The organism is Micromonospora krabiensis (assembly GCF_900091425.1).
In the GTDB taxonomy this organism is placed as follows: Bacteria; Actinomycetota; Actinomycetes; order Mycobacteriales; family Micromonosporaceae; genus Micromonospora; species Micromonospora krabiensis.
In genome coordinates this window covers 2449461-2471983 of sequence record NZ_LT598496.1, presented here as the reverse complement: position 1 = coordinate 2471983, position 22523 = coordinate 2449461, and the positions used below count along the sequence as shown (strand labels likewise).

The 22523-nt window shown below is 73.7% G+C and carries 24 protein-coding genes; 17 read left to right on the top strand and 7 right to left on the bottom strand.

Annotated elements, in window-relative coordinates; genetic code table 11:
• The first annotated feature begins 23 nt into the window (after positions 1 to 23).
• From GA0070620_RS10925 to GA0070620_RS10910, 4 genes are all read left to right on the top strand, one after another.
• The gene (locus GA0070620_RS10925) at positions 24 to 458 is read left to right on the top strand and encodes a phage holin family protein (RefSeq protein ID WP_091589754.1); all 435 of its coding nucleotides are present in this window, start codon (positions 24 to 26) and stop codon (positions 456 to 458) included.
• Complete coding sequence (locus tag GA0070620_RS10920) at positions 455 to 796, top strand: DUF3618 domain-containing protein (protein WP_091589753.1); 342 nt, start codon at positions 455 to 457, stop codon at positions 794 to 796. Before GA0070620_RS10925 ends, GA0070620_RS10920 begins: the two co-directional genes overlap by 4 nt.
• A gap of 8 nt (positions 797 to 804) precedes the next feature.
• A complete protein-coding gene (locus GA0070620_RS10915; protein WP_172836576.1) occupies positions 805 to 1065 on the top strand; it encodes a DUF4235 domain-containing protein in 261 nt (86 codons plus the stop codon).
• Positions 1066 to 1358: 293 nt separating this feature from the next.
• On the top strand, positions 1359 to 1562 hold the full coding sequence (locus GA0070620_RS10910; RefSeq protein WP_007075740.1) for a cold-shock protein: 204 nt from the start codon (positions 1359 to 1361) through the stop codon (positions 1560 to 1562).
• Positions 1563 to 1684: 122 nt separating this feature from the next.
• Here GA0070620_RS10910 and GA0070620_RS10905 read toward each other — a convergent pair whose 3' ends face one another.
• Together GA0070620_RS10905 and GA0070620_RS10900 are read right to left on the bottom strand one after the other, a co-directional pair.
• Positions 1685 to 1879, bottom strand: a complete 195-nt coding sequence (locus tag GA0070620_RS10905) for a hypothetical protein (RefSeq protein ID WP_091589751.1) — start codon at positions 1877 to 1879, stop codon at positions 1685 to 1687.
• Between the two features lie 187 nt (positions 1880 to 2066).
• On the bottom strand, positions 2067 to 3050 hold the full coding sequence (locus tag GA0070620_RS10900) for an aldo/keto reductase (protein WP_091589750.1): 984 nt from the start codon (positions 3048 to 3050) through the stop codon (positions 2067 to 2069).
• Positions 3051 to 3135: 85 nt separating this feature from the next.
• On the opposite strand from GA0070620_RS10900, the gene GA0070620_RS10895 reads away from it, so the two are divergent.
• Both GA0070620_RS10895 and GA0070620_RS10890 read left to right on the top strand, forming a co-directional pair.
• The gene (locus tag GA0070620_RS10895; protein ID WP_091589749.1) at positions 3136 to 3930 is read left to right on the top strand and encodes a trans-aconitate 2-methyltransferase; all 795 of its coding nucleotides are present in this window, start codon (positions 3136 to 3138) and stop codon (positions 3928 to 3930) included.
• A complete protein-coding gene (locus tag GA0070620_RS10890; protein ID WP_091589748.1) occupies positions 3927 to 4946 on the top strand; it encodes an adenosine deaminase in 1020 nt (339 codons plus the stop codon). Before GA0070620_RS10895 ends, GA0070620_RS10890 begins: the two co-directional genes overlap by 4 nt.
• A gap of 203 nt (positions 4947 to 5149) precedes the next feature.
• Here GA0070620_RS10890 and GA0070620_RS10885 read toward each other — a convergent pair whose 3' ends face one another.
• Complete coding sequence (locus GA0070620_RS10885) at positions 5150 to 6550, bottom strand: HAMP domain-containing sensor histidine kinase (RefSeq protein ID WP_091598519.1); 1401 nt, start codon at positions 6548 to 6550, stop codon at positions 5150 to 5152.
• Between the two features lie 29 nt (positions 6551 to 6579).
• Positions 6580 to 7269 (bottom strand): response regulator transcription factor, encoded by a 690-nt coding sequence (locus GA0070620_RS10880; protein WP_091589747.1) that lies wholly within the window; start codon positions 7267 to 7269, stop codon positions 6580 to 6582.
• A gap of 73 nt (positions 7270 to 7342) precedes the next feature.
• Between GA0070620_RS10880 and GA0070620_RS10875 the strand changes: the two genes are divergently transcribed.
• Positions 7343 to 8263 carry an ADP-ribosylglycohydrolase family protein gene (locus tag GA0070620_RS10875; protein ID WP_091589746.1) on the top strand — a complete coding sequence of 307 codons (921 nt, stop codon included), beginning with the start codon at positions 7343 to 7345 and terminating at the stop codon, positions 8261 to 8263.
• An 8-nt stretch (positions 8264 to 8271) separates the two neighbouring features.
• Here GA0070620_RS10875 and GA0070620_RS34000 read toward each other — a convergent pair whose 3' ends face one another.
• Entirely contained in the window at positions 8272 to 9309 is a 1038-nt protein-coding gene (locus tag GA0070620_RS34000; RefSeq protein ID WP_269456568.1) for a DUF1775 domain-containing protein, read from the bottom strand.
• Positions 9310 to 9603: 294 nt separating this feature from the next.
• On the opposite strand from GA0070620_RS34000, the gene thrS reads away from it, so the two are divergent.
• Both thrS and GA0070620_RS10860 read left to right on the top strand, forming a co-directional pair.
• Entirely contained in the window at positions 9604 to 11610 is a 2007-nt protein-coding gene (gene thrS, locus GA0070620_RS10865) for a threonine--tRNA ligase (RefSeq protein WP_091589745.1), read from the top strand.
• Between the two features lie 209 nt (positions 11611 to 11819).
• The gene (locus GA0070620_RS10860) at positions 11820 to 12332 is read left to right on the top strand and encodes an HIT family protein (RefSeq protein ID WP_172836575.1); all 513 of its coding nucleotides are present in this window, start codon (positions 11820 to 11822) and stop codon (positions 12330 to 12332) included.
• Between the two features lie 75 nt (positions 12333 to 12407).
• On the opposite strand, the gene GA0070620_RS10855 is transcribed toward GA0070620_RS10860, so the two are convergent.
• A complete protein-coding gene (locus tag GA0070620_RS10855) occupies positions 12408 to 12953 on the bottom strand; it encodes a hypothetical protein (RefSeq protein ID WP_231922325.1) in 546 nt (181 codons plus the stop codon).
• Positions 12954 to 13058: 105 nt separating this feature from the next.
• Between GA0070620_RS10855 and GA0070620_RS10850 the strand changes: the two genes are divergently transcribed.
• Positions 13059 to 14117, top strand: coding sequence for an aldo/keto reductase (locus GA0070620_RS10850; protein WP_091589744.1), 1059 nt, complete (start codon positions 13059 to 13061; stop codon positions 14115 to 14117).
• A 42-nt stretch (positions 14118 to 14159) separates the two neighbouring features.
• Here the strand turns inward: GA0070620_RS10850 and GA0070620_RS10845 are convergent, their stop codons facing one another.
• Positions 14160 to 16316: an elongation factor G-like protein EF-G2 gene (locus tag GA0070620_RS10845; protein WP_091589743.1), complete on the bottom strand. Its 2157-nt coding sequence runs from the start codon at positions 16314 to 16316 to the stop codon at positions 14160 to 14162.
• A gap of 251 nt (positions 16317 to 16567) precedes the next feature.
• Between GA0070620_RS10845 and pgsA the strand changes: the two genes are divergently transcribed.
• From pgsA to GA0070620_RS10810, 7 genes are all read left to right on the top strand, one after another.
• Positions 16568 to 17197: a phosphatidylinositol phosphate synthase gene (gene pgsA / locus GA0070620_RS10840; protein WP_091589742.1), complete on the top strand. Its 630-nt coding sequence runs from the start codon at positions 16568 to 16570 to the stop codon at positions 17195 to 17197.
• Entirely contained in the window at positions 17194 to 18105 is a 912-nt protein-coding gene (locus GA0070620_RS10835) for a phosphatidylinositol mannoside acyltransferase (RefSeq protein ID WP_091589741.1), read from the top strand. Before pgsA ends, GA0070620_RS10835 begins: the two co-directional genes overlap by 4 nt.
• Position 18106: 1 nt before the next feature.
• Positions 18107 to 19267: a glycosyltransferase family 4 protein gene (locus GA0070620_RS10830; protein WP_091589740.1), complete on the top strand. Its 1161-nt coding sequence runs from the start codon at positions 18107 to 18109 to the stop codon at positions 19265 to 19267.
• 82 nt (positions 19268 to 19349) lie between these two features.
• Positions 19350 to 19853, top strand: a complete 504-nt coding sequence (locus tag GA0070620_RS10825; protein ID WP_091589739.1) for a hypothetical protein — start codon at positions 19350 to 19352, stop codon at positions 19851 to 19853.
• A 126-nt stretch (positions 19854 to 19979) separates the two neighbouring features.
• Positions 19980 to 20897 carry a pyridoxal 5'-phosphate synthase lyase subunit PdxS gene (gene pdxS / locus GA0070620_RS10820; protein ID WP_091589738.1) on the top strand — a complete coding sequence of 306 codons (918 nt, stop codon included), beginning with the start codon at positions 19980 to 19982 and terminating at the stop codon, positions 20895 to 20897.
• A gap of 5 nt (positions 20898 to 20902) precedes the next feature.
• The gene (gene pdxT, locus GA0070620_RS10815; RefSeq protein WP_091589737.1) at positions 20903 to 21502 is read left to right on the top strand and encodes a pyridoxal 5'-phosphate synthase glutaminase subunit PdxT; all 600 of its coding nucleotides are present in this window, start codon (positions 20903 to 20905) and stop codon (positions 21500 to 21502) included.
• Between the two features lie 266 nt (positions 21503 to 21768).
• Positions 21769 to 22518, top strand: a complete 750-nt coding sequence (locus GA0070620_RS10810; protein WP_091589736.1) for a YebC/PmpR family DNA-binding transcriptional regulator — start codon at positions 21769 to 21771, stop codon at positions 22516 to 22518.
• Positions 22519 to 22523 lie beyond the last annotated feature (5 nt).

Below are 22523 nucleotides of genomic sequence, written 5' to 3'. Positions count from 1 at the left end.
GGGAAAGAGGAAAGGAGGACAGCATGGCTGATGTGGCGAACGTCCGCACGTCCCGCAACGGGAGCGAGCCCTCCACCGCCGAACTCGTGCAGCGGGCCACCGAACAGGTCTCCCGGCTGGTACGGGACGAACTGGCGCTGGCCAAGGCGGAGTTGGCCGAGAAGGGCAAGCACGCCGGCATCGGGATCGGCCTCTTCGGCAGCGGCGCGGCGCTGGCGTTCTACGGCCTGGGCGCCCTGGTCATCACGGTGGGGCTCGCCCTGGACCTGGTGCTGCCAGGCTGGGCCGCCGCGCTGATCACCGGGGTCGCTCTCTTCCTGCTCGCCGGCATCCTGGCCCTGATCGGCAAGCAGCAGGTCAGCCGCGCGGTTCCTCCGGTTCCGGCGGCGACCGTCCGCAGCCTGCGGGCTGACGTGGACACCGTCACCGCCGCGGTGAAGGACGGGAGACGGTCATGACCGGCAACGGGCGGGGCGACACCGAGGCGCTCCGCGAGGAGATCCGGCGGACCCGGGTGGAGTTGGGCGAGACGATGGAGGCGCTGGCCGCCAAGGCGGACGTCAAGGCGCGCCTGAAGGAGTCCGCCGAGCAGGCACGGCAGCGGATGCGGGCGCAGGCCGCACAGCGGCTGGCCCGGGTGCGCGGGCAGGCGGCGGAGGTGGCCGGGTTGGCCCGGGCGGACGTGTCCCAGCAGCGGGACATGCTCCGGCGCAGCCCCGTGCCGTGGGCGGCCGTCGCTGCCGGAGCGGTCGCCACGATGATCGTGTTGCTGGTCGTCCGAGGGAGGCGCAGGTGAGCAAGGCCATCAACCGGGCCGCGTACAAGCCCGTCGGTGTGCTGCTGGGGCTCGCCGCCGGCATGCTCGCCGGCAACATCTTCCGGCAGGTCTGGAAGCTCACGGCGGGCGACGGTGAGGCGCCCAACCCCACCGACGAGGACCGTCGGTGGGGCGAGATCCTGGCCGCCGCCGCGTTGCAGGGAGCCATCTTCTCGGTCGTACGCGCCGCCGTCGACCGGGGTGGCGCGGTCGGCGTACGCCGGCTGACCGGCCGCTGGCCGGACTGATCGGACATACCGGTGCGGGCCCCCTTCACAGTTCGATGGGAAGGGGGCCTTTCGCACGGTGCCGGAAGCCCACCCAGCGGATCTATGGCATCCGTCAGGTCACATGTCGGAGAATTTCGTCGGGTAGGCTGTGCAGAGTTTTTGCGTACGTGGTTTGCTGTTCCACGCTGTTGAAGAGATGGCGTGGGTTGAGAGAAGTCTCCTTCACCGGGGGCCGCCTCAGGCGCCGCTGCTCGAAAACGGCCAACCGGCCGCACGGCGTGCTCGGCCGCCAGTTTTAGAAGGAGATACACATGGCGCAGGGAACCGTGAAGTGGTTCAACGCTGACAAGGGCTTCGGCTTCATCACCGTCGACGGCGGGGGTGCTGACGTGTTCGTCCACTTCTCGGCCATCCAGACCAGCGGCTACCGCACGCTGGAGGAGAACCAGCGGGTGGAGTTCGAGATCGCTCAGGGTCAGAAGGGCCCGCAGGCTGAGCAGGTCCGCCCCATCTGAGCAGTGACGGCCGGCCCCCGCCGGCCAGTGGGCTGATCCAGCCTTCGGATCGACAGTGGAGCCCCGTGTCCCACCCCGGGATGCGGGGCTTTCCGCGTGTCCGGGCCCGCCGCGCCTGTCCGTCAGGGGCGGCGACGGGCGCGCAGGCCGAGCCAGAGCACCACGAGCCCGGCCAGCGCCACGACCGGGCCGATGACCACCCAGATGCGCTCGTCGGTCATCACGCTGCCGTCGACGAAGCCCAGGCCCTGCACCGTCCAGACGGCACCGATCACCAGTGCCAGCAGACCGAGCGTGAGCGGGAACCAGCCCCTCACCGTGTCCCCCCTTCCCCGCGCGCCGAGGTTCCAGCATGGCGGGCCGGACCGGCCGGCGCGAGGACGCGGCCCGGCGTGCCCGCCGCCCGGGCCGGAGGCGGTGTGGCCGCCGGGCGGATCCGCCGGGGCGCGGCCGTGACGCGGATTCGCCGCGGCCGGGGCCCGGCGGCGATCCGCCGTGGGCCGGTCACCACCGGTCGTGCACCTGCGGGCGGATCAGCTCGTCGTAGACCGCGCGGACGCCGGCCAGCTGGTCGGCGGTGAGCGACGGCTGCTCGGCCGCCTCGACGTTGCGTCGCGCCTGCCCGGCGTCGCGGGCGCCGGGAATGACCACGGTGACGCCCGGCTGGTCGAGCACCCACCGCAGCGCGAACTGCGCCATCGTGCGGTCGTCGCCGACCAGCGGCGCCAACCGGCGCACCGCGGCGAGCCCGAGCGCGTAGTCCACGCCGGAGAACGTCTCGCCCACGTCGAACGCCTCGCCGTGCCGGTTGTAGGTGCGGTGGTCGTCGGCCGGGAACGTGGTCTGCTCGTCGTAGCGGCCGGAGAGCAGCCCGCTGGCCAGCGGCACGCGGGCGATGATGCCCACCCCGGCGGCGGCCGCGGCGGGCAGCACCCGCTCGACGGGCTTGTGGCGTAGCGCGTTGAGGATGATCTGGACGCTGGCCACGCCGGGTCGGGCGATGGCGGTGAGCGCCTGGTCGCCGGTCTCGACGCTCACGCCGTAGCCGGCGATCGCCTCCTCGGCGACCAACGTGTCGAGGGCGTCGAAGACCGCGTCGTCGGCGAAGACGGCGGTCGGCGGGCAGTGCAGCTGCACCAGGTCCAGGGTGTCGGTGCCGAGGTTCTTCCGAGAGCGGTCCGTCCACTCCCGGAAGTGCGCCAGCGTGTACGCCTCCGGCTGCTGCGGGACGCGACGGCCCATCTTGGTGGCCACGGTGATCCCGTCGGCGGGCCGGGACCGCAGGAAACGGCCGATCAACTGTTCGCTGCGGCCGTCGCCGTAGACGTCGGCGGTGTCCAGGAAGGTGACTCCGGAGTCGACGGCGGCGGACAGGATCGCCATCGCGTCGTCCTCGCTGACGGTGCCCCAGTCGGCGCCGAGCTGCCAGGCGCCCAGACCCACGACGCCGACGGTCCGCCCGAGGCGGTGGAAGGTGCGCTGCTCCATACCCCCGAGCCTAGTGAGCGGCTTGCCCGGCCGGGAGGCGGCCCGTACGGTAAAACAAGACGGACGTACGGTTTGGGAGGCGATCATGTGGGACCCCGCGGCGTACCTGCGCTACGACGACGAGCGGTCCCGGCCGTTCCACGACCTGGTCGCCCGGATCGCCGCCGACCGGCCCCGGACGATCGTCGACCTCGGCTGTGGCCCCGGCCAGCTCACCGCGACCCTGGTCGACCGCTGGCCGCAGAGCCGCGTCTGCGGGCTGGACTCGTCACCCGAGATGATCGCGCGGGCCTGCGCCCTGGGCGCGCCCGTCGAGTTCGCCGTCGGGGACGTCCGCGACTGGTGGCCGAACCCGGACGTCGACGTCCTGGTCACGAACGCGGTGCTCCAGTGGGTCCCCGACCACCGCGACCTGCTGCGCCGCTGGGCCCACGAGCTGCCCGCCGGCGCCTGGCTCGCGGTGCAGGTGCCGGGCAACTTCGACGGCCCGTCGCACCGGGCCCTGCGCGAGGTCGCCGGCCGACCCCCCTGGCGCGGGGAGCTGCTCCCGCTGCTGCGGGAGGCGCCGGTCGACGACCCGGTCGGCTACGCCGCGCTGCTGGCCGGTGCCGGCTGCGCCGTCGACGCCTGGGAGACTACCTACGTGCACCTGCTACCGGCCCCGGCCGACGCCGCGCACCCCGTGCTCACCTGGATGGAGGGGACCGCGCTGCGCCCGGTCCGCGCCGCGCTGGACGACGCGGGGTGGGCCGACTTCCGAGCCGAGCTGGAGGTACGCCTCGACGAGGCGTACCCGGCGCGGGGCGGGCAGGTGTACTTCCCGTTCCGCCGCGTCTTCGTCGTCGCCCGTACCGGCGGCCGTGCCGAGGAGAACCTGTGACCGACCTGTCCACCTTCATCGCCGGACTGCCCAAGGTGGAGCTGCACGTGCACCACGTGGGCTCCGCCTCGCCCCGGATCGTCGCCGAGTTGGCCGCCCGTCACGAGGGGCGCAGCCCGGTGCCGGCGGACCCCGCCGCGCTGGTCGACTACTTCGCGTTCCGCGACTTCGCGCACTTCATCGAGGTCTACCTCAGCGTCGTCGACCTGGTCCGCGACCAGGACGACGTCTGGCTGCTCACCCACGAGGTGGCCCGGGAGCTGGCCCGCCAGCAGGTCCGCTACGCCGAGCTGACCATCACGCCCTACTCGCACGTCCACCGGGGGATCCCCGCGCCCGCGTTCTGCGAGGCGATCGAGGACGCCCGCAAGCGGGCCGAGGCCGACTTCGGCATCGAGCTGCGCTGGTGCTTCGACATCCCCGGCGAAGCCGGCCTGCCCGCCGCCGAGGAGACCCTGCGGATCGCCCTGGAGGAGCGCCCGGACGGCCTGATCAGCTTCGGCCTGGGCGGCCCGGAGATCGGCGTACCCCGACCACAGTTCAAGCCCTACTTCGACCAGGCCCGGGCGGCCGGGCTGCGCTCGGTGCCGCACGCCGGGGAGACCACCGGCCCGCAGACCGTCTGGGACGCGCTGCGCGACCTCGGCGCGGAGCGCATCGGGCACGGCATCTCCGCGGCCGACGACCCGGAGCTGCTCGCCCACCTCGCCGAGCACCGGATCGCCCTGGAGGTCTGCCCGACCTCCAACGTGCGCACCCGGGCGGTCGCCAACCTCGACGAGCACCCGCTGCCCCGGCTGGTCGACGCCGGGGTGCTGGTCACCATCAACTCCGACGACCCGCCGATGTTCGGCACCACCCTCAACGACGAGTACGGGGTCGCGGCCCGCCTGCTGCGCCTCGGGCCGGAGGGCGTCGCCGCGCTCGCCCGCGACGCGGTGACCGCCTCGTTCCTCGACCCGGCCGGCAAGCAGCGGATCAGCAACGAGATCGAGGCGTACGTGGCAGGCGTGTGAGGGGTGGGCGCGCGGCGGGAGGTGGTGTGGGGGGACCGTACTCCCGCCGCGCGCACGGCTCCACCGGTGGTGGGTGCGCGGGGCGCTGAACCGGTGGAACTGATGGGTTCCTGAGAGGAATCCTCGCAGCCCTCGAACCCGCCGACGCCATCGTTAACCCGGATCTAAGAAAGACTTGCGCCACCCCACAACCACCGGTGGGGTCAGGTGTCGGTGGGGCGCTGGCGGGGCCAGCGGCGGCCGGTCTTCTGCTCGCGGGCCTCCCGGGCCATCCGGCCGACCAGCCCGAACCGGTTCACCTGCCGGGGCGTCGCCTCCGGATCGGCGAGGAGCATCACCACGCTCGCCCCGCCCAACCGGGCCCGGTCGATGCTGACCGACCCGTTGGCCTGCAACGCCACCCGCTTGGCGATGTCCAGACCCAGCCCGGTGGAGCCCTGGTCGCTGGCTCCCCGGCGCAGCGCCCGGTCCGGGTTGGCGATACCCGGGCCGGCGTCGTCGATCCGGATCGCCACGTACCCGTCCCGGCGGGAGACCGCCACCTCGAACGCGGTGCCCTGCGGCGTGTACCGGAACACGTTGCCGATCACCGCGTCCAGCGCGGCCGCCAGCTCCGCGCGCGGCACCGGTGCGGGCGTACGCAGCTGGGCGCCGATCACCCGGTGCGGCCGGTTCTGGTCACCGGCGAGCGCCGCCCAGAACACCATCCGGTCCCGGACCACCTCGCTCACGTCGCACATGGCCGGGCCGGCGTCGTGGGTGACCGCCTTGCGGGTGGTCTTGATGAGGACGTCGACCTCGCCCTCCAGCGTCACGATGGCCTGGCGCATCCGCCGGATTCCCCGCAGCCGGTCCAACTCCGCCTGGCTGAACGTGCCGACGCTGGTGTCGTCGGACTCCAGCGCCTCGGCGTCCAGCCGGAGCACGGTCAGCGGGGTACGCAGCCGGTGCGACAGGTCGGCGACCAGCTCCCGCTCGTCCGTACGGGCCGCGACCAGGCTCTCCGCCATCCGGTTGAACGCGTGACCCGCCTCGGCCAGCTCCCGCGGCCCGCTCGGATCCACCCGCGCGCCCAGGTCACCGTCGCTCACCGCGAGCGTGGCGTCGACCAGTCCGCGGGTCGCGTCCACGGTGCGGGCGGCGACCCGGTCGACCACCACGACCGCCGCGCCGACCAGGAGCCCGGCGACGCCGAGGAGCAGCAGCCAGCGGGTGCCGGCCCCGTCACCCAGGGCGGAATCCGGCACGAAGACCTCGACCACCGCGACCCGGTCACCGAGGACCACCGGATCGAGCCGGACCACCCCGCCGGTCACGTCGACCACCAGGGACCGGCGGTCGGCCCGGGCCCGGTCCAGGTCGCCCGGGTCGGCGCGGCCCGTCCCGGCGTCCCCGTCGAGGCCGTGCACCACCGGTCGGGCGGCGGCATCGTCGCCGCTGGCGGCCACCGCCCGCTCGATCACCGCCGGGTCGGTGCTGACCGCCAGGGCGCCGGTGACGAGGGCGCTGCGCCGTGCCGCGTCGGCGATCGCCTCCTCGCGGGCGCGATCACCGAGGCTGAGGCCGAGCGGGATGACGAAGGCGAGCGCGGCCAGCGCGCACAGGCCGGCCGTGAGCAGGGCCAGCGACGTCCTCAGTCCGGCGCCACCAGCCGAAAACCGACCCCCCGCACGGTGCGCAGGTAGCGCGGCTTCGCCGCGGACTCGCCCATTTTGCGGCGCAGCCAGTACAGATGAACGTCGATTGTCTGGTCCTCGCCGACCGATGGCTGCCGCCATACCTCCTCCAAGAGTTCCCGGCGGGACACTACCCGCCCGGGACGTGCGGCGAGATACGCCAGCAGGTCGAATTCCTTGCGGGTCAGCGCCAGGGCCTCCCCGTCGAGTTGGGCGCTGCGCTCACCGACGTCGACCCGCAGGCCGCCGACGACGTGCACCGCCGGCTGGACCGTACGGCTGGCCCGACCGGCCCGGCGCAGCACGGTGGTGATCCGGGCGTCGAGGTGGGCGCCGGTGAACGGCTTGACCATGTAGTCGTCGGCCCCGGCGCGCAGCAGGCGTACCACCGACTGCTCGTCGTCGCGGGCGGTGGCGATGATGATCGGCACGTCGGTGATGCCGCGCAGCATCCGCAGCGCGTCCGAACCGTCGAGGTCGGGCAGCCCGAGGTCGAGCACCACGAGGTCGGGGGTCTCGGCGGCGACCCGGCGCAGCGCGTCCAGCGCCGTGCCGACGGCGTGCACCGCGTGCCCCCGATCGGCGAGGGATCGCAGCATCGCGCCGCGTACGACGTGGTCGTCTTCGACCAGGAGGACGGTGGCCACCCCAAGACGGTACTTGGCGTGGCAAGTCGATCGCGTTGCGGCGCACCCGCGAACCGGGCAAGCTGGGACGACGATGTCCTTCACGCTCTTCGCCGACACCCGCCTGACGCTCGCCCGGGACAGCCTCGCCGGTCTCTCGGTCGGCGACGCCCTCGGCTCCCAGTTCTTCGTCCCGGGCCGCCAGCCGGCCGACCTTGCCGCCGGCCGTCTCCCACCCCCGCCCTGGGAGTGGACCGACGACACCGAGATGGCGTGCTCGGTGGTCGCCGAGCTCTCCGACGCCGGCCACATCGACCAGGACCGGCTGGCCCTCGCGTTCGCCGAGCGGTGTGAGCCCTACCGGGGATACGGGCCGGGAGCGGTCACCGTCCTGCGGCTGATCCGCACCGGGACGCCCTGGCCGGTGGCCGCCGCGTCGGCGTTCGACGGTCAGGGCTCCCTCGGCAACGGCGCGGCCATGCGGGTGGCGCCGCTCGGGGCGTACTTCGCCGACTCCCCCAGCCGGGCGGCCGCCGAGGCCCGCGCCTCCGCCGAGGTGACCCACGCGCACGCGGAGGGGATCGCCGGCGCGGTCGCCGTGGCGGTAGCCGCCGCGTTCGCCGCCCGGGGCCGGCTCGACGGTCACCGGCCCGCCGCCGACCGGCTGCTCGCCGGGGTGGCCGCCGCGGTGGACCCGGCCACCGAGGTGCACCGCCGCGTACGTCTCGCCGCCGACCTGCTCGGCCGCCCCCTGCCCCAGGCGGTCGCGGCGCTCGGCAACGGCTCCCGGGTGACCGCCCAGGACACGGTGGGCTTCACCCTGTGGGTGGCCGCGAGCCGCCTCGACGACTACCCGGCCGCGATCCGCGCGTGCGTCGAGGCGGGCGGTGACGTCGACACCACGGCGGCGATCGTGGGCGGGATCGTCGCCGCGTACGCGGGCGTCGGCACGCCGGGCGGCGTACCGCAGCGGTGGCTCGCCACGCGCGAACCCCTCCCGCAGTGGCTCTCCTGACCGGTCGATCAGGCGCGGAGCCCGGCCGGAGCGGCCTCGTTCCGGTCCTCGGCCGCGGCATCCCCCGCGCTCTCGGCGCGGGTCGTGCCGGCCGCGGCGTCGGCTTCCGGGCTCTCGGGCCCGGTCGTCCCGGTCGTGGTCGTCGTGGCGGCGGCCGTTGCGTTCGCGGGACCGGTCGCTCCGGTCGGCGCGTCGGCTTCCGGGCTGTCGGGATCGGTCGTCCCGGTCGGGGCGTCGGCGTTCGCGCGGTCGTCGGCGTGGCCGGTCGTGGAGCGACGACGCCAGCGGCTGGCCAGCCATCCGATCGCGGCTCCGCCGCCGAGGCCGGCGAGCAGACCGGCGGCGAGCAGCGCGTCGGCGTTCACCCCGCCGGTCGCGGCCGGAGCGCCGCCGTCCGCAACCGGGCCGGAGTCCGAGCCGGCGCCGGAGTCGACCGCCGCGCCCGCGTCCGCGGCGCCGCCGGGCACCGCGCCGTGGCCGCCGTGCCCGGCCGGGGCGTCGGGCGCGCCGGGGGCGGCGGGCAGGAGGGTGAGGACGGGGGCCTTGTGCGCGCCGGCAGCCTCGGCCCACCGCACGACGGTGCCGTCGGCGTACGTCTGGACGACCGGGAACGCGAGCCGGTCGGCGCGGGGCAGCGGCCCCATGGACAAGGCGAGCCGGGCCGGGCCCGCGGGTGCGCCGTCGACCCGGATCCACGTCACCGACTCGGTGACCGTGGTCACCGTGCTGGAGTGGATGCCGGCGACGGGCTTGTCGAGCGTGCGGGAGCTGATCCGGGGCGCCCAGCCGGGCACCGACATGGGGTAGACCTCGGCGATCGGCTGATCCGCCGGCAGCCGGACCTCGATCTGCCGGGTCTGCGTGCCGGCCCGCTCCTCCGGCACCACGAACTCCAGCCGGACCGACTCGCCCTGCCGCGCCTGCCCCGGGACGGTGCTCACCTCGGCCGCTTGCGCCGCCCCGGGCCACCCCAGCACGGTGGCCGTGGCCAGGGCGGCGACCCCGCCGGCCCGGAGTCGGCGGCGTCCGCCGTACGTCATCGCCATCTCGCGTCCCCATCCGTGTCCCCGTGACCGGGACCGGTCTCCGGCCACACCGGTTAGTTCGGACCCCAACCGGAAAAGGTTCAACGCCCCGCCCCCGGATCTCGCCGTGATCATGAAGTTGTTGCCCCGACACGCCGGGCGGGACGGCAACAACTCCATGATCGACGGGGAGGGGTGGAGGTGGGACGCGGCGCGACTGGGTGTGGCGTCGGCGGCGGGGCGGACCGGGGCGACCGATAGCATCGGCGGGGGCCCGAGCGGGCCCTTCCGTACCGTCTGCTGCGAGGAGTCACCGTGTCCGCACCCCGTACCCCAGCCGTGGCCGACCCCGTCGTCGTCGCCGCCGGGACGACGGCGGCCGACGCGGTGGCCGCGGCCGGGCTGCCGGCCAACGGCCCGAACGCGATCGTCGTGGTCCGCGACCCCGCCGGCCAGCTGCACGACCTGGACTGGCAGCCGGCGAGCGACACCGAGGTCGAGCCGGTGAGCCTCAGCTCACCGGACGGCCTCAACGTGCTGCGCCACTCCACCGCGCACGTCCTCGCCCAAGCCGTGCAGGACGTCTTCCCCGAGGCGAAGCTCGGCATCGGGCCGCCGATCGAGAACGGCTTCTACTACGACTTCGCCGTCGACAAGCCGTTCCAGCCCGACGACCTGGCCAAGCTCGAGAAGCGCATGCAGGAGATCGTCAAGTCGGGCCAGCGCTTCCGGCGTCGCCGGTTCGGCAGCCTCGACGAGGCGCGCGCCGAGCTGGCCGGCGAGCCGTTCAAGCTGGAGCTGATCGACGTCAAGGGCGAGGGCCTCGACTCCTCGCAGGTGATGGAGGTCGGCGGCGGTGAGCTGACCATCTACGACAACCTCGCCGCCAACGAGGACAAGGTCTGCTGGTCGGACCTGTGCCGGGGCCCCCACCTGCCGAACACCCGACTGATCGGGGCGTTCAAGCTGATGCGCTCCGCCGCCGCATACTGGCGGGGGTCGGAGAAGAACCCGCAGCTCCAGCGGGTCTACGGCACCGCGTGGCCGACGCGGGACGAGCTGAAGGCGTACCTGAAGCTGCTGGAGGAGGCCGCCCGGCGCGACCACCGCAAGCTCGGCGCGGACCTCGACCTGTTCAGCTTCCCCGACGAGATCGGCTCGGGTCTGGCGGTCTTCCACCCCAAGGGCGGGATCATCCGCCGGGAGATGGAGAACTACTCGCGGCGGCGGCACGAGGACGCGGGCTACGAGTTCGTGAACAGCCCGCACATCACCAAGGCGCAGCTGTTCGAGACCTCCGGCCACCTGCCGTACTACGCGGACACGATGTTCCCGCCCATGCAGCTGGAGGGCGCGGACTACTACCTCAAGGCCATGAACTGCCCGATGCACAACCTGATCTTCAGGGCGCGCGGGCGGTCCTACCGGGAGCTGCCGCTGCGGCTGTTCGAGTTCGGCACCGTCTACCGGTACGAGAAGTCCGGCGTCGTGCACGGCCTCACCCGGGTACGCGGCCTGACCCAGGACGACTCGCACATCTACTGCACCCGCGAGCAGATGGCCGGCGAGCTGACCACCCTGCTCACGTTCGTGCTCGACCTGCTCCGCGACTACGGCCTGGACGACTTCTACCTGGAGCTGTCCACCCGGGACGACTCGCCGAAGTTCATCGGCAGCGACGAGGACTGGGCCGAGGCGACCCAGGCGCTGCGTACGGCGGCCGAGCAGTCCGGCCTGGACCTGGTGCCCGACCCGGGCGGCGCGGCCTTCTACGGGCCGAAGATCTCGGTGCAGGCCAAGGACGCGATCGGCCGGACCTGGCAGATGTCGACCATCCAGGTCGACTTCAACCAGCCGGAGCGCTTCGGGCTGGAGTACCAGGCCGCCGACGGCACCCGGCAGCGGCCGGTCATGATCCACCGGGCGCTGTTCGGCTCGATCGAGCGGTTCTTCGGGGTGCTCACCGAGCACTACGCGGGCGCGTTCCCGGCCTGGCTCGCCCCGGTCCAGGTGGTCGGCATCCCGATCCGTGAGGACCACACCGACTACCTGCACGGCTTCGTCGCCGCGCTGCGCGCCGAGGGCATCCGGGCGCAGGTCGACGCGGGCGACGACCGGATGCAGAAGAAGATCCGTACGGCGCAGCAGCAGAAGATCCCGTTCATGGTCATCGCCGGTGACGACGACGTGGCCGCTGGCACGGTGTCCTTCCGCTACCGGGACGGCTCGCAGCGCAACGGCGTGCCGGTCGCCGAGGCGGTCGCCCACGTCCTGGACGTGGTCACCTCCCGCAGCAACGTCGGCCCGACCGCCGAGGCGTGACCGCCGCCTGATCGCCGCGCCCGCGGTGTGATCGCGCTCGATCGGTGAGGTAGTGGCCTCCCGGCGCCCGGGAGGCCACTACCTCCGTGTTCGAGCACGATCAGCCGCCGGGCGTGGGGCGGGCCGTGGACGGCTCGCGGCACCGGTCCGGCGGCCGCCGTAGGATCGCCCCTGTGACAGGGGCGGAGCGGCACACGGACAGCGGCGGGATGGCGGACGGCCTCGAACGGCTCTGGACGCCCCACCGGATGACCTACATCTCGGGCGAGGACCGCCCGGCCGAGGGCTACGAGAAGCCGACCGGGTGCCCGTTCTGCCGTGCCCCCCAGGCGCCGCCGGAGGAGAGCCTGGTCGTGGCGCGTGGGCGGGTCGTCTTCGCGGTGCTGAACCTCTACCCGTACAACCCGGGACACCTGCTGGTCTGCCCCTACCGGCACGTCGCCGACTACACCGACCTGGACGGGCCGGAGACCGCGGAGCTGGCCGCGTTCACCCAGACCGCGATGCGCGTGGTCCGCAAGGTGAGCAACGCCCACGGCTTCAACCTGGGGATGAACCAGGGCGGCGTGGCGGGCGCCGGCATCGCCGCGCACCTGCACCAGCACGTGGTGCCGCGCTGGGGTGGCGATGCCAACTTCATGCCGGTGATCGGGCGCACGAAGGTCCTGCCGCAGCTGCTCGCCGACACCCGCGACCTCTTCACGGCCGCCTGGCCGTCCTGACCCCGCCGGCCGCCGCCGGGCCTCGGTGACCGCCGCCGGTTCCACCGCGTGGGCCGCGACGCCCGCGCCGGGCCGTCAGCCGCCGCGCAGTGCGGTGACCAGCTCCGGCCAGCTCTCCACCCGGTGTACGCCGGGCAGGTGCGCGGCGTGCGCGTCCACCTCTGTGGGGCGGGGGCGGAACAGGTAGCGGTGCGGCACCGAGTCGAGGTAGCCCAGCACCTCCAACCGGTCGTCCACGAAGTGCGTCAGCCCGAGCTCGCGGGCGATCGGCGCCTTCGCCGGTCGGGTGCGGCAGAAGTGCAGCCGTGCGGTCGGGACCCCGGTGCGGGTGTGGAAGTCGTGGTGGGCCAGCCACTCCCGGGTCCGCTGCTCGGTGGACTCGCCGCACTTGCTGACCAGGTGCACCTCGTCGAACGACCCGTCGGAGAGCGTGGCCAGCGCCTCGAACACCCCGGGCATGGCGGGCGTACGCAGGTAGTTCCGCCCGAAGAACGAGGTGTCCTCGTCGTCGTCGGCCGGCTGGATGATGACACCGCCGATGTCCACCCCGAGGAGTCGCATGACGACGATCATGCCAGCCCGCCGGTCAACCTGGTTGATCAAGAGGTTCGCGTCAGCCATCGCGCCACCGGTGACGCGAACCTCTTGATCACCGGTAGGGGGATTCGGGGTGCCGGTTGGGCGACCTGCTGTTGACGGGCGGGTTTCAGGTGGCACCATTCTCCGGTGGGAGTCACGACGCGCGTTCTGGGGCGTAGCGGCATCGAGGTCAGCGCGCTGGGCATGGGGTGTTGGGCGATCGGCGGGCCCTGGTGGGAGGGCACCCAGCCGCTCGGGTGGGGAGCGGTGGACGACGAGGAGTCGGTCCGCGCGGTGCGCCGCGCCCTCGACCTGGGCGTCACGCTGTTCGACACCGCCGACACGTACGGGGCCGGCCACAGCGAGCGGGTCCTCGGCCGGGCTCTCGCCGGCCGCCGGGACGACGCCGTGATCGCCACCAAGTGGGGCTACACCTTCGACGAGGCGACCCGGCAGGCGACCGGCGAGGACGCCTCACCCGAGCACCTGCGCCGGGCGGTCACCGACTCGCTGCGCCGGCTGGGCACCGACCGGATCGACCTGTACCAGCTGCACCTCGCCGACCTGTCCGTGCCGCGCGGCGAAGCACTGATCGGCACCCTGGAGGACCTCGTCGCCGAGGGGCTGATCCGGGCGTACGGCTGGAGCACCGACCGCCCCGACCGCGCCGCGGCGTTCGGGCAGCACGGCGCCGGGGCGACCGCCGTCCAGCACACCCTCTCCGTGCTCCGGGACGCCCCCGACCTGCTCGCCGTCTGCGACAAGCACGACCTGGCCAGCGTCAACCGGGGGCCGCTCGGGATGGGCCTGCTCACCGGCAAGTACACGGCGACGTCCACCCTGCCCCGCGACGACGTACGCGGGCTCGCGCCCGGGTGGCTGGAGTGGTTCCGCGGTGGCCGGCCCGCCCCGGAGTGGCTCCGTCGCGTCGCCGCGGTCCGGGAGGCGTTGACCGCCGACGGGCGGACCCTGGCGCAGGGCGCGCTGGGTTGGATCTGGGCGCGCAGCGGGCGCACGGTGCCGATCCCCGGCTGCCGGACGGTGGCGCAGGTGGAGGAGAACGCCGCCGCGCTGGACCGGGGCCCGCTCACTCCCGACCAGTTCGCCGAGGTGGAGCGCCGACTCGCCGCGCTGCGGACGGCCGCCCTGCGCGGCGCCGACCACCCGCACTGGCCCGCCCCCACCCTCCCCGCCACGCACCCGTAACCCCCGCCGCCGCCCGCACCGCGGCGCGCGACCCGGAGCGGGTCAGGGGGTGGATTCCTTGCGGATCTGGTCGGCCAGGTGGGTGGGCATCGGGTCGTGGCGGACGAAGTGGCGGCGGAAGGTGCCGGTGCCGGCGGTCATCGAGCGCAGCTCGACCGCGTAGCGGAGCAGTTCGGTGGCGGGCACCTCGGCGTGGACCAGGGTGCGCCCCTCGCCGTCCGGGTCCGGTTCGGTGCCGAGGACGCGCCCGCGCCGGCCGGAGAGGTCGCCCATCACCGCGCCGACCGAGGCGTCCGGCACCCGGATGGTCACCTCGTCGATCGGCTCCAGCAGCGTCGGCTGCCCCCGCTCGGCCGCGTCCCGCAGCGCCAGCGCCCCGGCCGTCTGGAACGCGGCGTCGGACGAGTCGACGCTGTGCGCCTTGCCGTCCACGAGCGTCACGCGCAGGTCCACCACCGGGTAGCCGGCGACCAGGCCGCGTTCCATCTGGGCCCGGACGCCCTTCTCCACGGACGGGATGTAGTTGTGCGGCACGGCGCCACCGACCACCCGGTCGACGAACTCGAAGCCGGCGCCGCGGGGCAGCGGCTCGACCTCGATGTCGCAGACGGCGTACTGGCCGTGGCCGCCGGACTGCTTGACGTGCCGGCCGTGCCCGCCCGCCCGGGCGGTGAACGTCTCCCGCAGCGCGACCCGCACCGGCTCGGTCTCCAGCTCGACACCGCCGGCGCGCAGCCGGTCCAGCACCACGTCGGCGTGCGCCTCGCCCATGCACCAGAGCACCAGCTGGTGGGTCTCCGGGTTGCGCTCCAGCCGCAGGGTGGGGTCGCCGGCGACCAGCCGTCCCAGGTTGCGGGCCAGGGCGTCCTCGTCCGACCGGCTCTTCGCCACGATGGCGACCGGCAGCAGCGGCTCGGGCATCTCCCAGGGCGCGATGAGCAGCGGCTCGTCCTTGGCGCTGATCGTGTCGCCGGTCTCGGCGCTGCCCGACTTGGTGATGGCGCAGATGTCGCCCGCGACGCAGGCCGTCACCTCGCGCAGCGCGGCGCCCAGCGGCGTGTAGACGTGCCCGACCCGCTCGTCGGCGTCGTGGTCCGGGTGCCCCCGCTCGGCCAGGCCGTGCCCGGAGACGTGCACGGTCTGCTCGGGGCGCAGCGTGCCGGAGAAGACGCGGACCAGGGAGACGCGTCCCACGTGCCGGTCGATGGTGGTCTTGACCACCTCGGCCACCAGCGGGCCGTCCGGGTCGCAGGTCAGCGGCGGACGGGGTGAGCCGTCCACCCCGGCGACCGCGGGCAGTTCGTGCTCCAGCGGCGACGGGAACGCGGCGGTCAGCACCTCCAGCAGCGCGTCCAGCCCGACGCCGGTCTCCGCGCAGACCGGCACCACCGGGTAGAAGTGGCCCCGGGCGACCGCCTTCTCCAGGTCGTCGATGAGCAGCTCGGTGCCGATCTCCTCGCCGCCGAGGTAGCGGTCCATGAGCGACTCGTCCTCGCTCTCCGCGATGATCCCCTCGATCAGCTCGTTGCGGGACTCCGCGATCGCGGGCAGGTGCTCCGGGTCCGGCTCGCGGACGTCGGCGGGCAGCCCGGCGGTGTAGTCGAAGACCCGGCGGGTGATCAACCCGAGCAGGCCGACGGTGGAGACGCCGTCGTCGCCGAGCATCGGCAGGTAGAGCGGGAGCACGTTGTCGCCGAAGACCCGCTGGCAGAGCGCCACGGACTCGTCGAAGTCGGCGCGCGGGTGGTCCAGTCGGGTGACGGCGACGGCCCGCGGCATGTCGACGGCGGCGCACTCCTCCCAGAGGGCGGCGGTGGCCGCGTCCATGCCGTCGACGGCGGAGACGACGAAGAGTGCCGCGTCGGCGGCCCGCAGCCCGGCGCGCAGCTCGCCCACGAAGTCGGCGTAGCCGGGGGTGTCCAGCAGGTTCACCTTCACGCCGTCGTGCAGCAGCGGCGCGCAGGCGAGGCTGACCGACCGCTGCTGGCGTACGGCGGCGGGGTCGTGGTCGCAGACGGTGCTGCCGTCGGTGACGGTGCCGGCGCGGCCGATCGTGCCGCTCGCCGTGAGCAGCGCCTCGACCAGGGTCGTCTTGCCCGCCCCGGAGTGCCCGACGAGCACCACGTTGCGGACCCTGGCGGGGTCGGTCACGACCGGCATCCCGCCGGCGACCCCCTTGTCCTGACTCTTCTGCGCCATCGGGCGCACCTCCCTCAGCCGGTGGTGGTGGCGACCGCCGCGCGACGGGGAAGCGGCCCGGGGCGAGTGCGCGGCGATATCCTCCGGTGGTCTGCTGCACAGCGGGTAACGGGACGGTCGGACGGGTGAGCTGGGTCACCTTCCTGACCCGATCTCACACCCCTTCCCGGACCGACACAAGCCTCCCGCGCGCGGCGTCCGCTGACCGGCCGTATCGCCGTAGCAGGGCGGACCGTTATCGTGGGACCGCCATGGCGAAGATCTTCCAAGTGTCGGCCCGCGCGGGGATGACCCGTGTCGTCGAGCCGCTCGCACGCGGCCTGCTTCGAGCGGGCGTCACCCCCAACGCGGTCACCGTGACCGGAACCATCGGCGTGCTGGTCGGCGCGCTCGGTTTCGGCGCCCGGGGCCACCTCGTCGCCGGCGCGGTGATCGTCACGATCTTCGCGCTGACCGACCTGCTCGACGGCACGATGGCCCGGATGAGCGGCGGCTCCACCCGGTTCGGCGCGTTCCTCGACTCGAGCATGGACCGGGTCGCCGACAGCGCCGTCTTCGGTGCGGTCGCGTACTGGCTGGCCACCGAGGGCAACCATCGCGGGGTGGCCGCCGCGCTGCTCTGCCTCGCCGCGGGCAGCCTGGTCTCCTACGTGAAGGCCCGCGCCGAGGGGCTCGGCATGACGGCCAACGTGGGCGTCGCCGAGCGCACCGAGCGGCTGCTGATCGTCGGGGTGGGCGGCCTGCTCACCGGCGTCGGCGTCGACCCGGCGCTGGAGATCGCGCTGTGGCTGCTCGCCGCCGTGTCGATCTTCACGGTGGGGCAGCGGATGACGCACGTCTACCGGCAGGCCCAGAGCCAACCGGACGGCGTACCCCGATGAACCTGAGCGAGCTCGGCTACGTCGCCGGGTGGCGGGTGGCCCGGGCGCTGCCCGGACCGGTCGTGGCGGCGGCCTTCCGGGCCGGCGCCGACCGGGCCCACCGGCGGCGCGGTGGCGGCGCGACCCGACTGGCGGCGAACCTGCGCCGGGTGGTCGGGCCCGACGTCCCCGAGGCCGAGCTCGACGTGCTGGTCCGGCAGGGGCTGCGCTCGTACGCGCGCTACTGGATGGAGGCCTTCCGGCTGCCGTCGTTGCGCCGCGACCAGATCCTCGCCGGGTTCCGGCTCGACGGCGAGGAGAAGCTCGCCGCCGACGTGGCCACCGGGCGCGGAGCCGTGGTCGCGCTGCCGCACGCCGGCAACTGGGACGCGGCCGGCGCCTGGGTGGCCGCCAACGGCTGGCCGATCACCACGGTCGCCGAGCGGCTCAGGCCCGAGGCGGTCTTCGAACGGTTCGTCGCCTTCCGCGAGAGCCTCGGCATGGAGATCCTGCCCACCCACGGCGGTGCGCGGCCCGCGTTCGACGTGCTGGTCGACCGCCTGCGGGCCGGCGCGGTGGTGCCGCTGCTGGCCGACCGGGACCTCTCCGCGCGGGGCATCGAGGTGGACTTCTTCGGCGCCCGGACCCGGATGCCGGCCGGTCCGGCCCTGCTCGCCCTGCGCACCGGGGCGCCGCTCTACGTGGCCCACATGTGGTACGAGCCGGACGCGCCGTGTGCCGCCCTCGAAGGGCCGCTGCCGGTGCCCGGCCCCGACGAGGGCCCGCTCGACCAGCGGGTCCGGACGCTGACCCAGCGGATCGCTGACAGCCTCGCGACGGGCATCGCCCGGCACCCGGCGGACTGGCACATGCTCCAGCGGCTGTGGCTGGACCAGCGGAGCGCCGCGGTCGCGGACAGAGGGCGTTGACGTGCGGGTCGGGATCGTGTGCCCGTACTCCTTCGACGTCCCGGGCGGCGTCCAGAACCACGTCATGGACCTCGCGGAGGCGCTGATCGCGCTCGGCCACGAGGTGAGCGTGCTCGCCCCCGCCGACGAGGACTCGCCGCTGCCGCCGTACGTGGTGCCGGCCGGCCGCGCGGTGCCGCTGCCCTACAACGGCTCGGTGGCCCGGATCGCGTTCGGCCCGGTCTCCACCGCCCGGGTCCGCCGCTGGATCACCCGGGGCGACTTCGACGTGCTGCACGTGCACGAGCCGCTGACGCTGAGCCTGTCGCTGCTCGCGGTCCTCTCCGCCCGGGGGCCGGTGGTGGCGACCTTCCACACCGCGATCACCCGGTCCCGGGCGCTGGCCGCCGCCCAGGGGGTGCTCCAGATCGTCCTGGAACGCATCACCGCCCGGATCGCGGTGAGCGCCCTGGCCCGCAAGGTGCAGGTGGAGCACCTCGACGGCGGCGCCGTGGAGATCCCGAACGGGGTGGCGGTGGCGAAGTTCGCCGACGCGCTGCCGCTGCCGGGCTGGCCGGGGGAGTGCGCGCCGGGCAGCGGCGGGAGCATCGGGTTCCTGGGTCGCTTCACCGAGCCCCGCAAGGGCTTCCCGGTGCTGCGCGACGCCTTCGTACGGCTGGCACCGCGCCGTCCCGGCCTGCGACTGCTGGTGGCCGGGCCGGGCGAGCCGGACGACCTGTACGACCAGTTCCCGCCCGAGCTGCGGGACCGGGTCACCTTCCTCGGCCTGGTCTCCGAGGCGGACAAGGCGCGGATGCTGCGCAGCGTGCACGTCTACGCGGCGCCGAACACCGGTGGCGAGTCGTTCGGCATGATCCTCACCGAGGCGCTCGCGGCCGGCACCACCGTGGTCGCCAGTGATCTCGACGCGTTCCGCCGGGTCCTCGACGGCGGCCGGGCCGGCCGGCTCTTTCCGACCGGCAGCGCCACGGCGCTGGGCGACGCGCTCGTCGAACTGCTCGACGACCCGGCGGCGCGGGCCACGCTCACCGCCTGCGGCGACCAGGTGGTGTCGACGTTCGACTGGCCGGTGGTCGCCCGGCGGGTTCTCGAGGTGTACGCGGCGGCCATCGAGGCCACCGACGGTCGGGTCATCGACCAGGAGTGGGTGGAGCTGGGCTGAGCCGGGGACCAGGAGGACCCCGACGTGACCGGGCCCTCCCGCGTCGGACGGACCGTCGGGACCGGATGGGAGCAGCACTACGATGCCGGGCATGCGGTGGGTGGTGGGCGCGATCGTGGTCGTCGGGGTCCTCTCGGCGTACCTGATCTGGACCGCCGGCCGGGTCCAGCGGCTGCACGCCCGGGCGGAGCTCGCCGCCCGCGCCCTGGAGGCCCACCTGTTGCGGCGCGCGGCGGCCGCCGCGGTGCTCGCCGAGCGGCGGTACGGTGTCGAGCTGTACGCGGCGGCGCGGATCGCGCTCGACGCCCGTCCGGACGAGCGCGAGGCGGCCGAGAACGATCTCACCCGCCAGCTGCGCGCGGTGCAGCTGGACCCGACCGACCCGGACTGTGAGGCGGTCATCGCGGCCAGCCGCCGGCTCGCGCTGGCCCGGCAGGTGCACACGGACCTCGTCCGGGACGCCCGTACGGCACGGGGGCGACCCCTGGTGCGCCTGTTGCGGATGGGGCGGGGCCGGGAGTGGCCCCGCTACTTCGACATCGACGACCCGACGTTGACGGCCCCGGCGGACGTTCCGACCGGTTGACCGTTTCCCCGGTGACGGCCGCCACAGAGCAGGCCACCGGGGGTCTGATTGGCTGTCGGCCCCGCGTTGCACCCGGCGTAGCATTTTCGCTGCCACCCCCAGAGCACGCCCGAGGAGCGATAACCCGTGCCCGAAACCACCTCCCCGAACAGCACCGCCAGCCCCGTCGTCGGCACCGCCCGCGTCAAGCGCGGCATGGCCGAGATGCTCAAGGGCGGCGTGATCATGGACGTGGTCACCCCCGAGCAGGCCAAGATCGCTGAGGACGCCGGAGCCGTCGCCGTCATGGCGCTGGAGCGGGTGCCCGCCGACATCCGTGCCCAGGGCGGCGTGTCCCGGATGAGCGACCCCGACATGATCGACGGCATCATCAACGCCGTCTCCATCCCGGTGATGGCCAAGGCCCGCATCGGTCACTTCGTCGAGGCGCAGATCCTCCAGTCGCTCGGCGTCGACTACGTCGACGAGTCCGAGGTGCTGACCCCGGCCGACTACGCCAACCACATCGACAAGTGGGCGTTCACCGTCCCGTTCGTCTGCGGCGCCACCAACCTGGGCGAGGCGCTGCGCCGGATCACCGAGGGTGCGGCCATGATCCGCTCCAAGGGCGAGGCCGGCACCGGTGACGTCTCGAACGCCACCACCCACATGCGCAAGATCCGGCAGGAGATCCGCCGGCTCCAGTCGCTGCCGGCGGACGAGCTGTTCGTGGCGGCCAAGGAGCTGCAGGCCCCGTACGAGCTGGTCAAGGAGATCGCCGAGACCGGCAAGCTGCCGGTGGTGCTCTTCACCGCCGGTGGGATCGCCACCCCGGCCGACGCCGCGATGATGATGCAGCTGGGCGCCGAGGGAGTCTTCGTCGGCTCCGGCATCTTCAAGTCCGGCAACCCGGCGCAGCGCGCCGCCGCGATCGTCAAGGCCACCACCTTCCACGACGACCCGGACGTGCTGGCGAAGGTCTCCCGCGGCCTCGGCGAGGCGATGGTCGGCATCAACGTCGACGAGATCCCGCAGCCGCACCGGCTGGCCGAGCGCGGCTGGTGAGCGGGATGCCCGTCATCGGGGTGCTCGCCCTTCAGGGCGACGTCCGCGAGCACGCCGCCGCCCTCGCGGCGGCGGGCGCGGACGCCCGCCCGATCCGGCGTCCGCACGAGCTGGACGCGGTCGACGGGCTGGTGATCCCCGGAGGCGAGTCCACCACGATCAGCAAGCTGGTCGACATCTTCGAGCTGCGCGAGCCGATCGACAAGCGGATCGCCGCGGGGATGCCGGTCTACGGATCGTGCGCCGGCATGATCATGCTCGCCACCGAGGTGCTCGACGGTCGCCCCGACCAGCGTGGCTTCGACGGCATCACGATGACGGTCCGCCGCAACGCGTTCGGCCGGCAGGTCGACTCGTTCGAGGCGCCGGTCGAGGTCAGTGGTGTCGAGGGCGAGCCGTTCCACGCGGTCTTCATCCGGGCGCCCTGGGTGGAGCGGGTCGGCGACGGCGTCGAGGTGTTGGGCCGGGTCACCGAGGGCCCGGCGGCCGGGCGGATCGTCGCGGTGCGGCAGGGCAACCTGCTGGCCACGTCGTTCCACCCGGAGCTGACCGGCGACCGGCGGCTGCACCGCTACTTCGTGGACCTGGTGCGCGCCGCCGGCTGACCGGGGCCCGCGCGGCAGGCGGCCGGGGCATGTTTCTCGCGCCCCGGTCGTTGTGTCTGGGGTGCGCCCGAGGACGTGGCGCCGTCCCCGGTGGTAGCCGGGTGTGACACGCCGGGGTGCGGCCTCGGTAGGATTGCCGCGGTTCGGCAGCGCCAACCGCCCGCGTGGCGTTTCCCGCGGGAGCCGACCGGCCGCCGGATCGCCGGGTGCGGCGTGGATCGGCGTGGCAGTCGACGCAGGCGTGGAATGACAGACGGAGGTAGCAGATGTCCGGCCACTCAAAGTGGGCGACCACCAAGCACAAGAAGGCCGTCATCGACGCCAAGCGCGGCAAGATGTTCGCCAAGCTGATCAAGAACGTCGAGGTGGCGGCCCGTACCGGCGGTGGTGACCCGGCGGGTAACCCGACCCTCTACGACGCCATCCAGAAGGCGAAGAAGAACTCGGTCCCGAACGACAACATCGACCGCGCGGTCAAGCGCGGCTCCGGCCTGGAGGCCGGCGGCGCCGACTACCAGACGATCATGTACGAGGGTTACGGACCGAACGGTGTCGCGCTGCTGATCGAGTGCCTGACCGACAACCGCAACCGCGCGGCGACCGAGGTGCGGACGGCGCTGACCCGCAACGGCGGCTCGTTCGCCGACGCCGGCTCGGTGTCGTACATGTTCTCCCGCAAGGGCGTGGTGATCGTCCCCAAGGCGGGCACCACCGAGGACGACGTCATGCTGGCCGTCCTCGACGCCGGCGCCGAGGAGGTCAACGACCTCGGTGAGGCGTTCGAGGTGGTCTCCGAGCCGACCGACCTGATCCCGGTGCGCACCGCGCTGCAGGACGCCGGCATCGAGTACGAGTCGGCCGAGTCCTCGCTGATCCCGAGCGTGAACGTCCCCCTCGACGAGGAGGGCGCGCGCAAGATCTTCAAGCTGATCGACGTCCTGGAGGACTGCGACGACGTGCAGAACGTCTACGCGAACTTCGACGTCAGCGACGAGGTCATGGCCGCGGTCGGCTGACCCGA

Coding starts and splice junctions, on each gene's coding strand:
- GA0070620_RS10835 (WP_091589741.1), top strand. CDS start 17,194: ATGAACCTGAGCGAGCTCGGCTACGTCGCCGGGTGGCGGGTGGCCCGG.
- GA0070620_RS10855 (WP_231922325.1), bottom strand. CDS start 12,953: ATGGCTGACGCGAACCTCTTGATCAACCAGGTTGACCGGCGGGCTGGC.
- pdxT (WP_091589737.1), top strand. CDS start 20,903: ATGCCCGTCATCGGGGTGCTCGCCCTTCAGGGCGACGTCCGCGAGCAC.
- GA0070620_RS10895 (WP_091589749.1), top strand. CDS start 3,136: ATGTGGGACCCCGCGGCGTACCTGCGCTACGACGACGAGCGGTCCCGG.
- GA0070620_RS10900 (WP_091589750.1), bottom strand. CDS start 3,050: ATGGAGCAGCGCACCTTCCACCGCCTCGGGCGGACCGTCGGCGTCGTG.
- GA0070620_RS10910 (WP_007075740.1), top strand. CDS start 1,359: ATGGCGCAGGGAACCGTGAAGTGGTTCAACGCTGACAAGGGCTTCGGC.
- GA0070620_RS10825 (WP_091589739.1), top strand. CDS start 19,350: ATGCCGGGCATGCGGTGGGTGGTGGGCGCGATCGTGGTCGTCGGGGTC.
- pgsA (WP_091589742.1), top strand. CDS start 16,568: ATGGCGAAGATCTTCCAAGTGTCGGCCCGCGCGGGGATGACCCGTGTC.
- GA0070620_RS34000 (WP_269456568.1), bottom strand. CDS start 9,309: ATGGCGATGACGTACGGCGGACGCCGCCGACTCCGGGCCGGCGGGGTC.
- GA0070620_RS10810 (WP_091589736.1), top strand. CDS start 21,769: ATGTCCGGCCACTCAAAGTGGGCGACCACCAAGCACAAGAAGGCCGTC.
- GA0070620_RS10875 (WP_091589746.1), top strand. CDS start 7,343: ATGTCCTTCACGCTCTTCGCCGACACCCGCCTGACGCTCGCCCGGGAC.
- GA0070620_RS10920 (WP_091589753.1), top strand. CDS start 455: ATGACCGGCAACGGGCGGGGCGACACCGAGGCGCTCCGCGAGGAGATC.
- GA0070620_RS10925 (WP_091589754.1), top strand. CDS start 24: ATGGCTGATGTGGCGAACGTCCGCACGTCCCGCAACGGGAGCGAGCCC.
- GA0070620_RS10845 (WP_091589743.1), bottom strand. CDS start 16,316: ATGGCGCAGAAGAGTCAGGACAAGGGGGTCGCCGGCGGGATGCCGGTC.
- GA0070620_RS10860 (WP_172836575.1), top strand. CDS start 11,820: ATGGCGGACGGCCTCGAACGGCTCTGGACGCCCCACCGGATGACCTAC.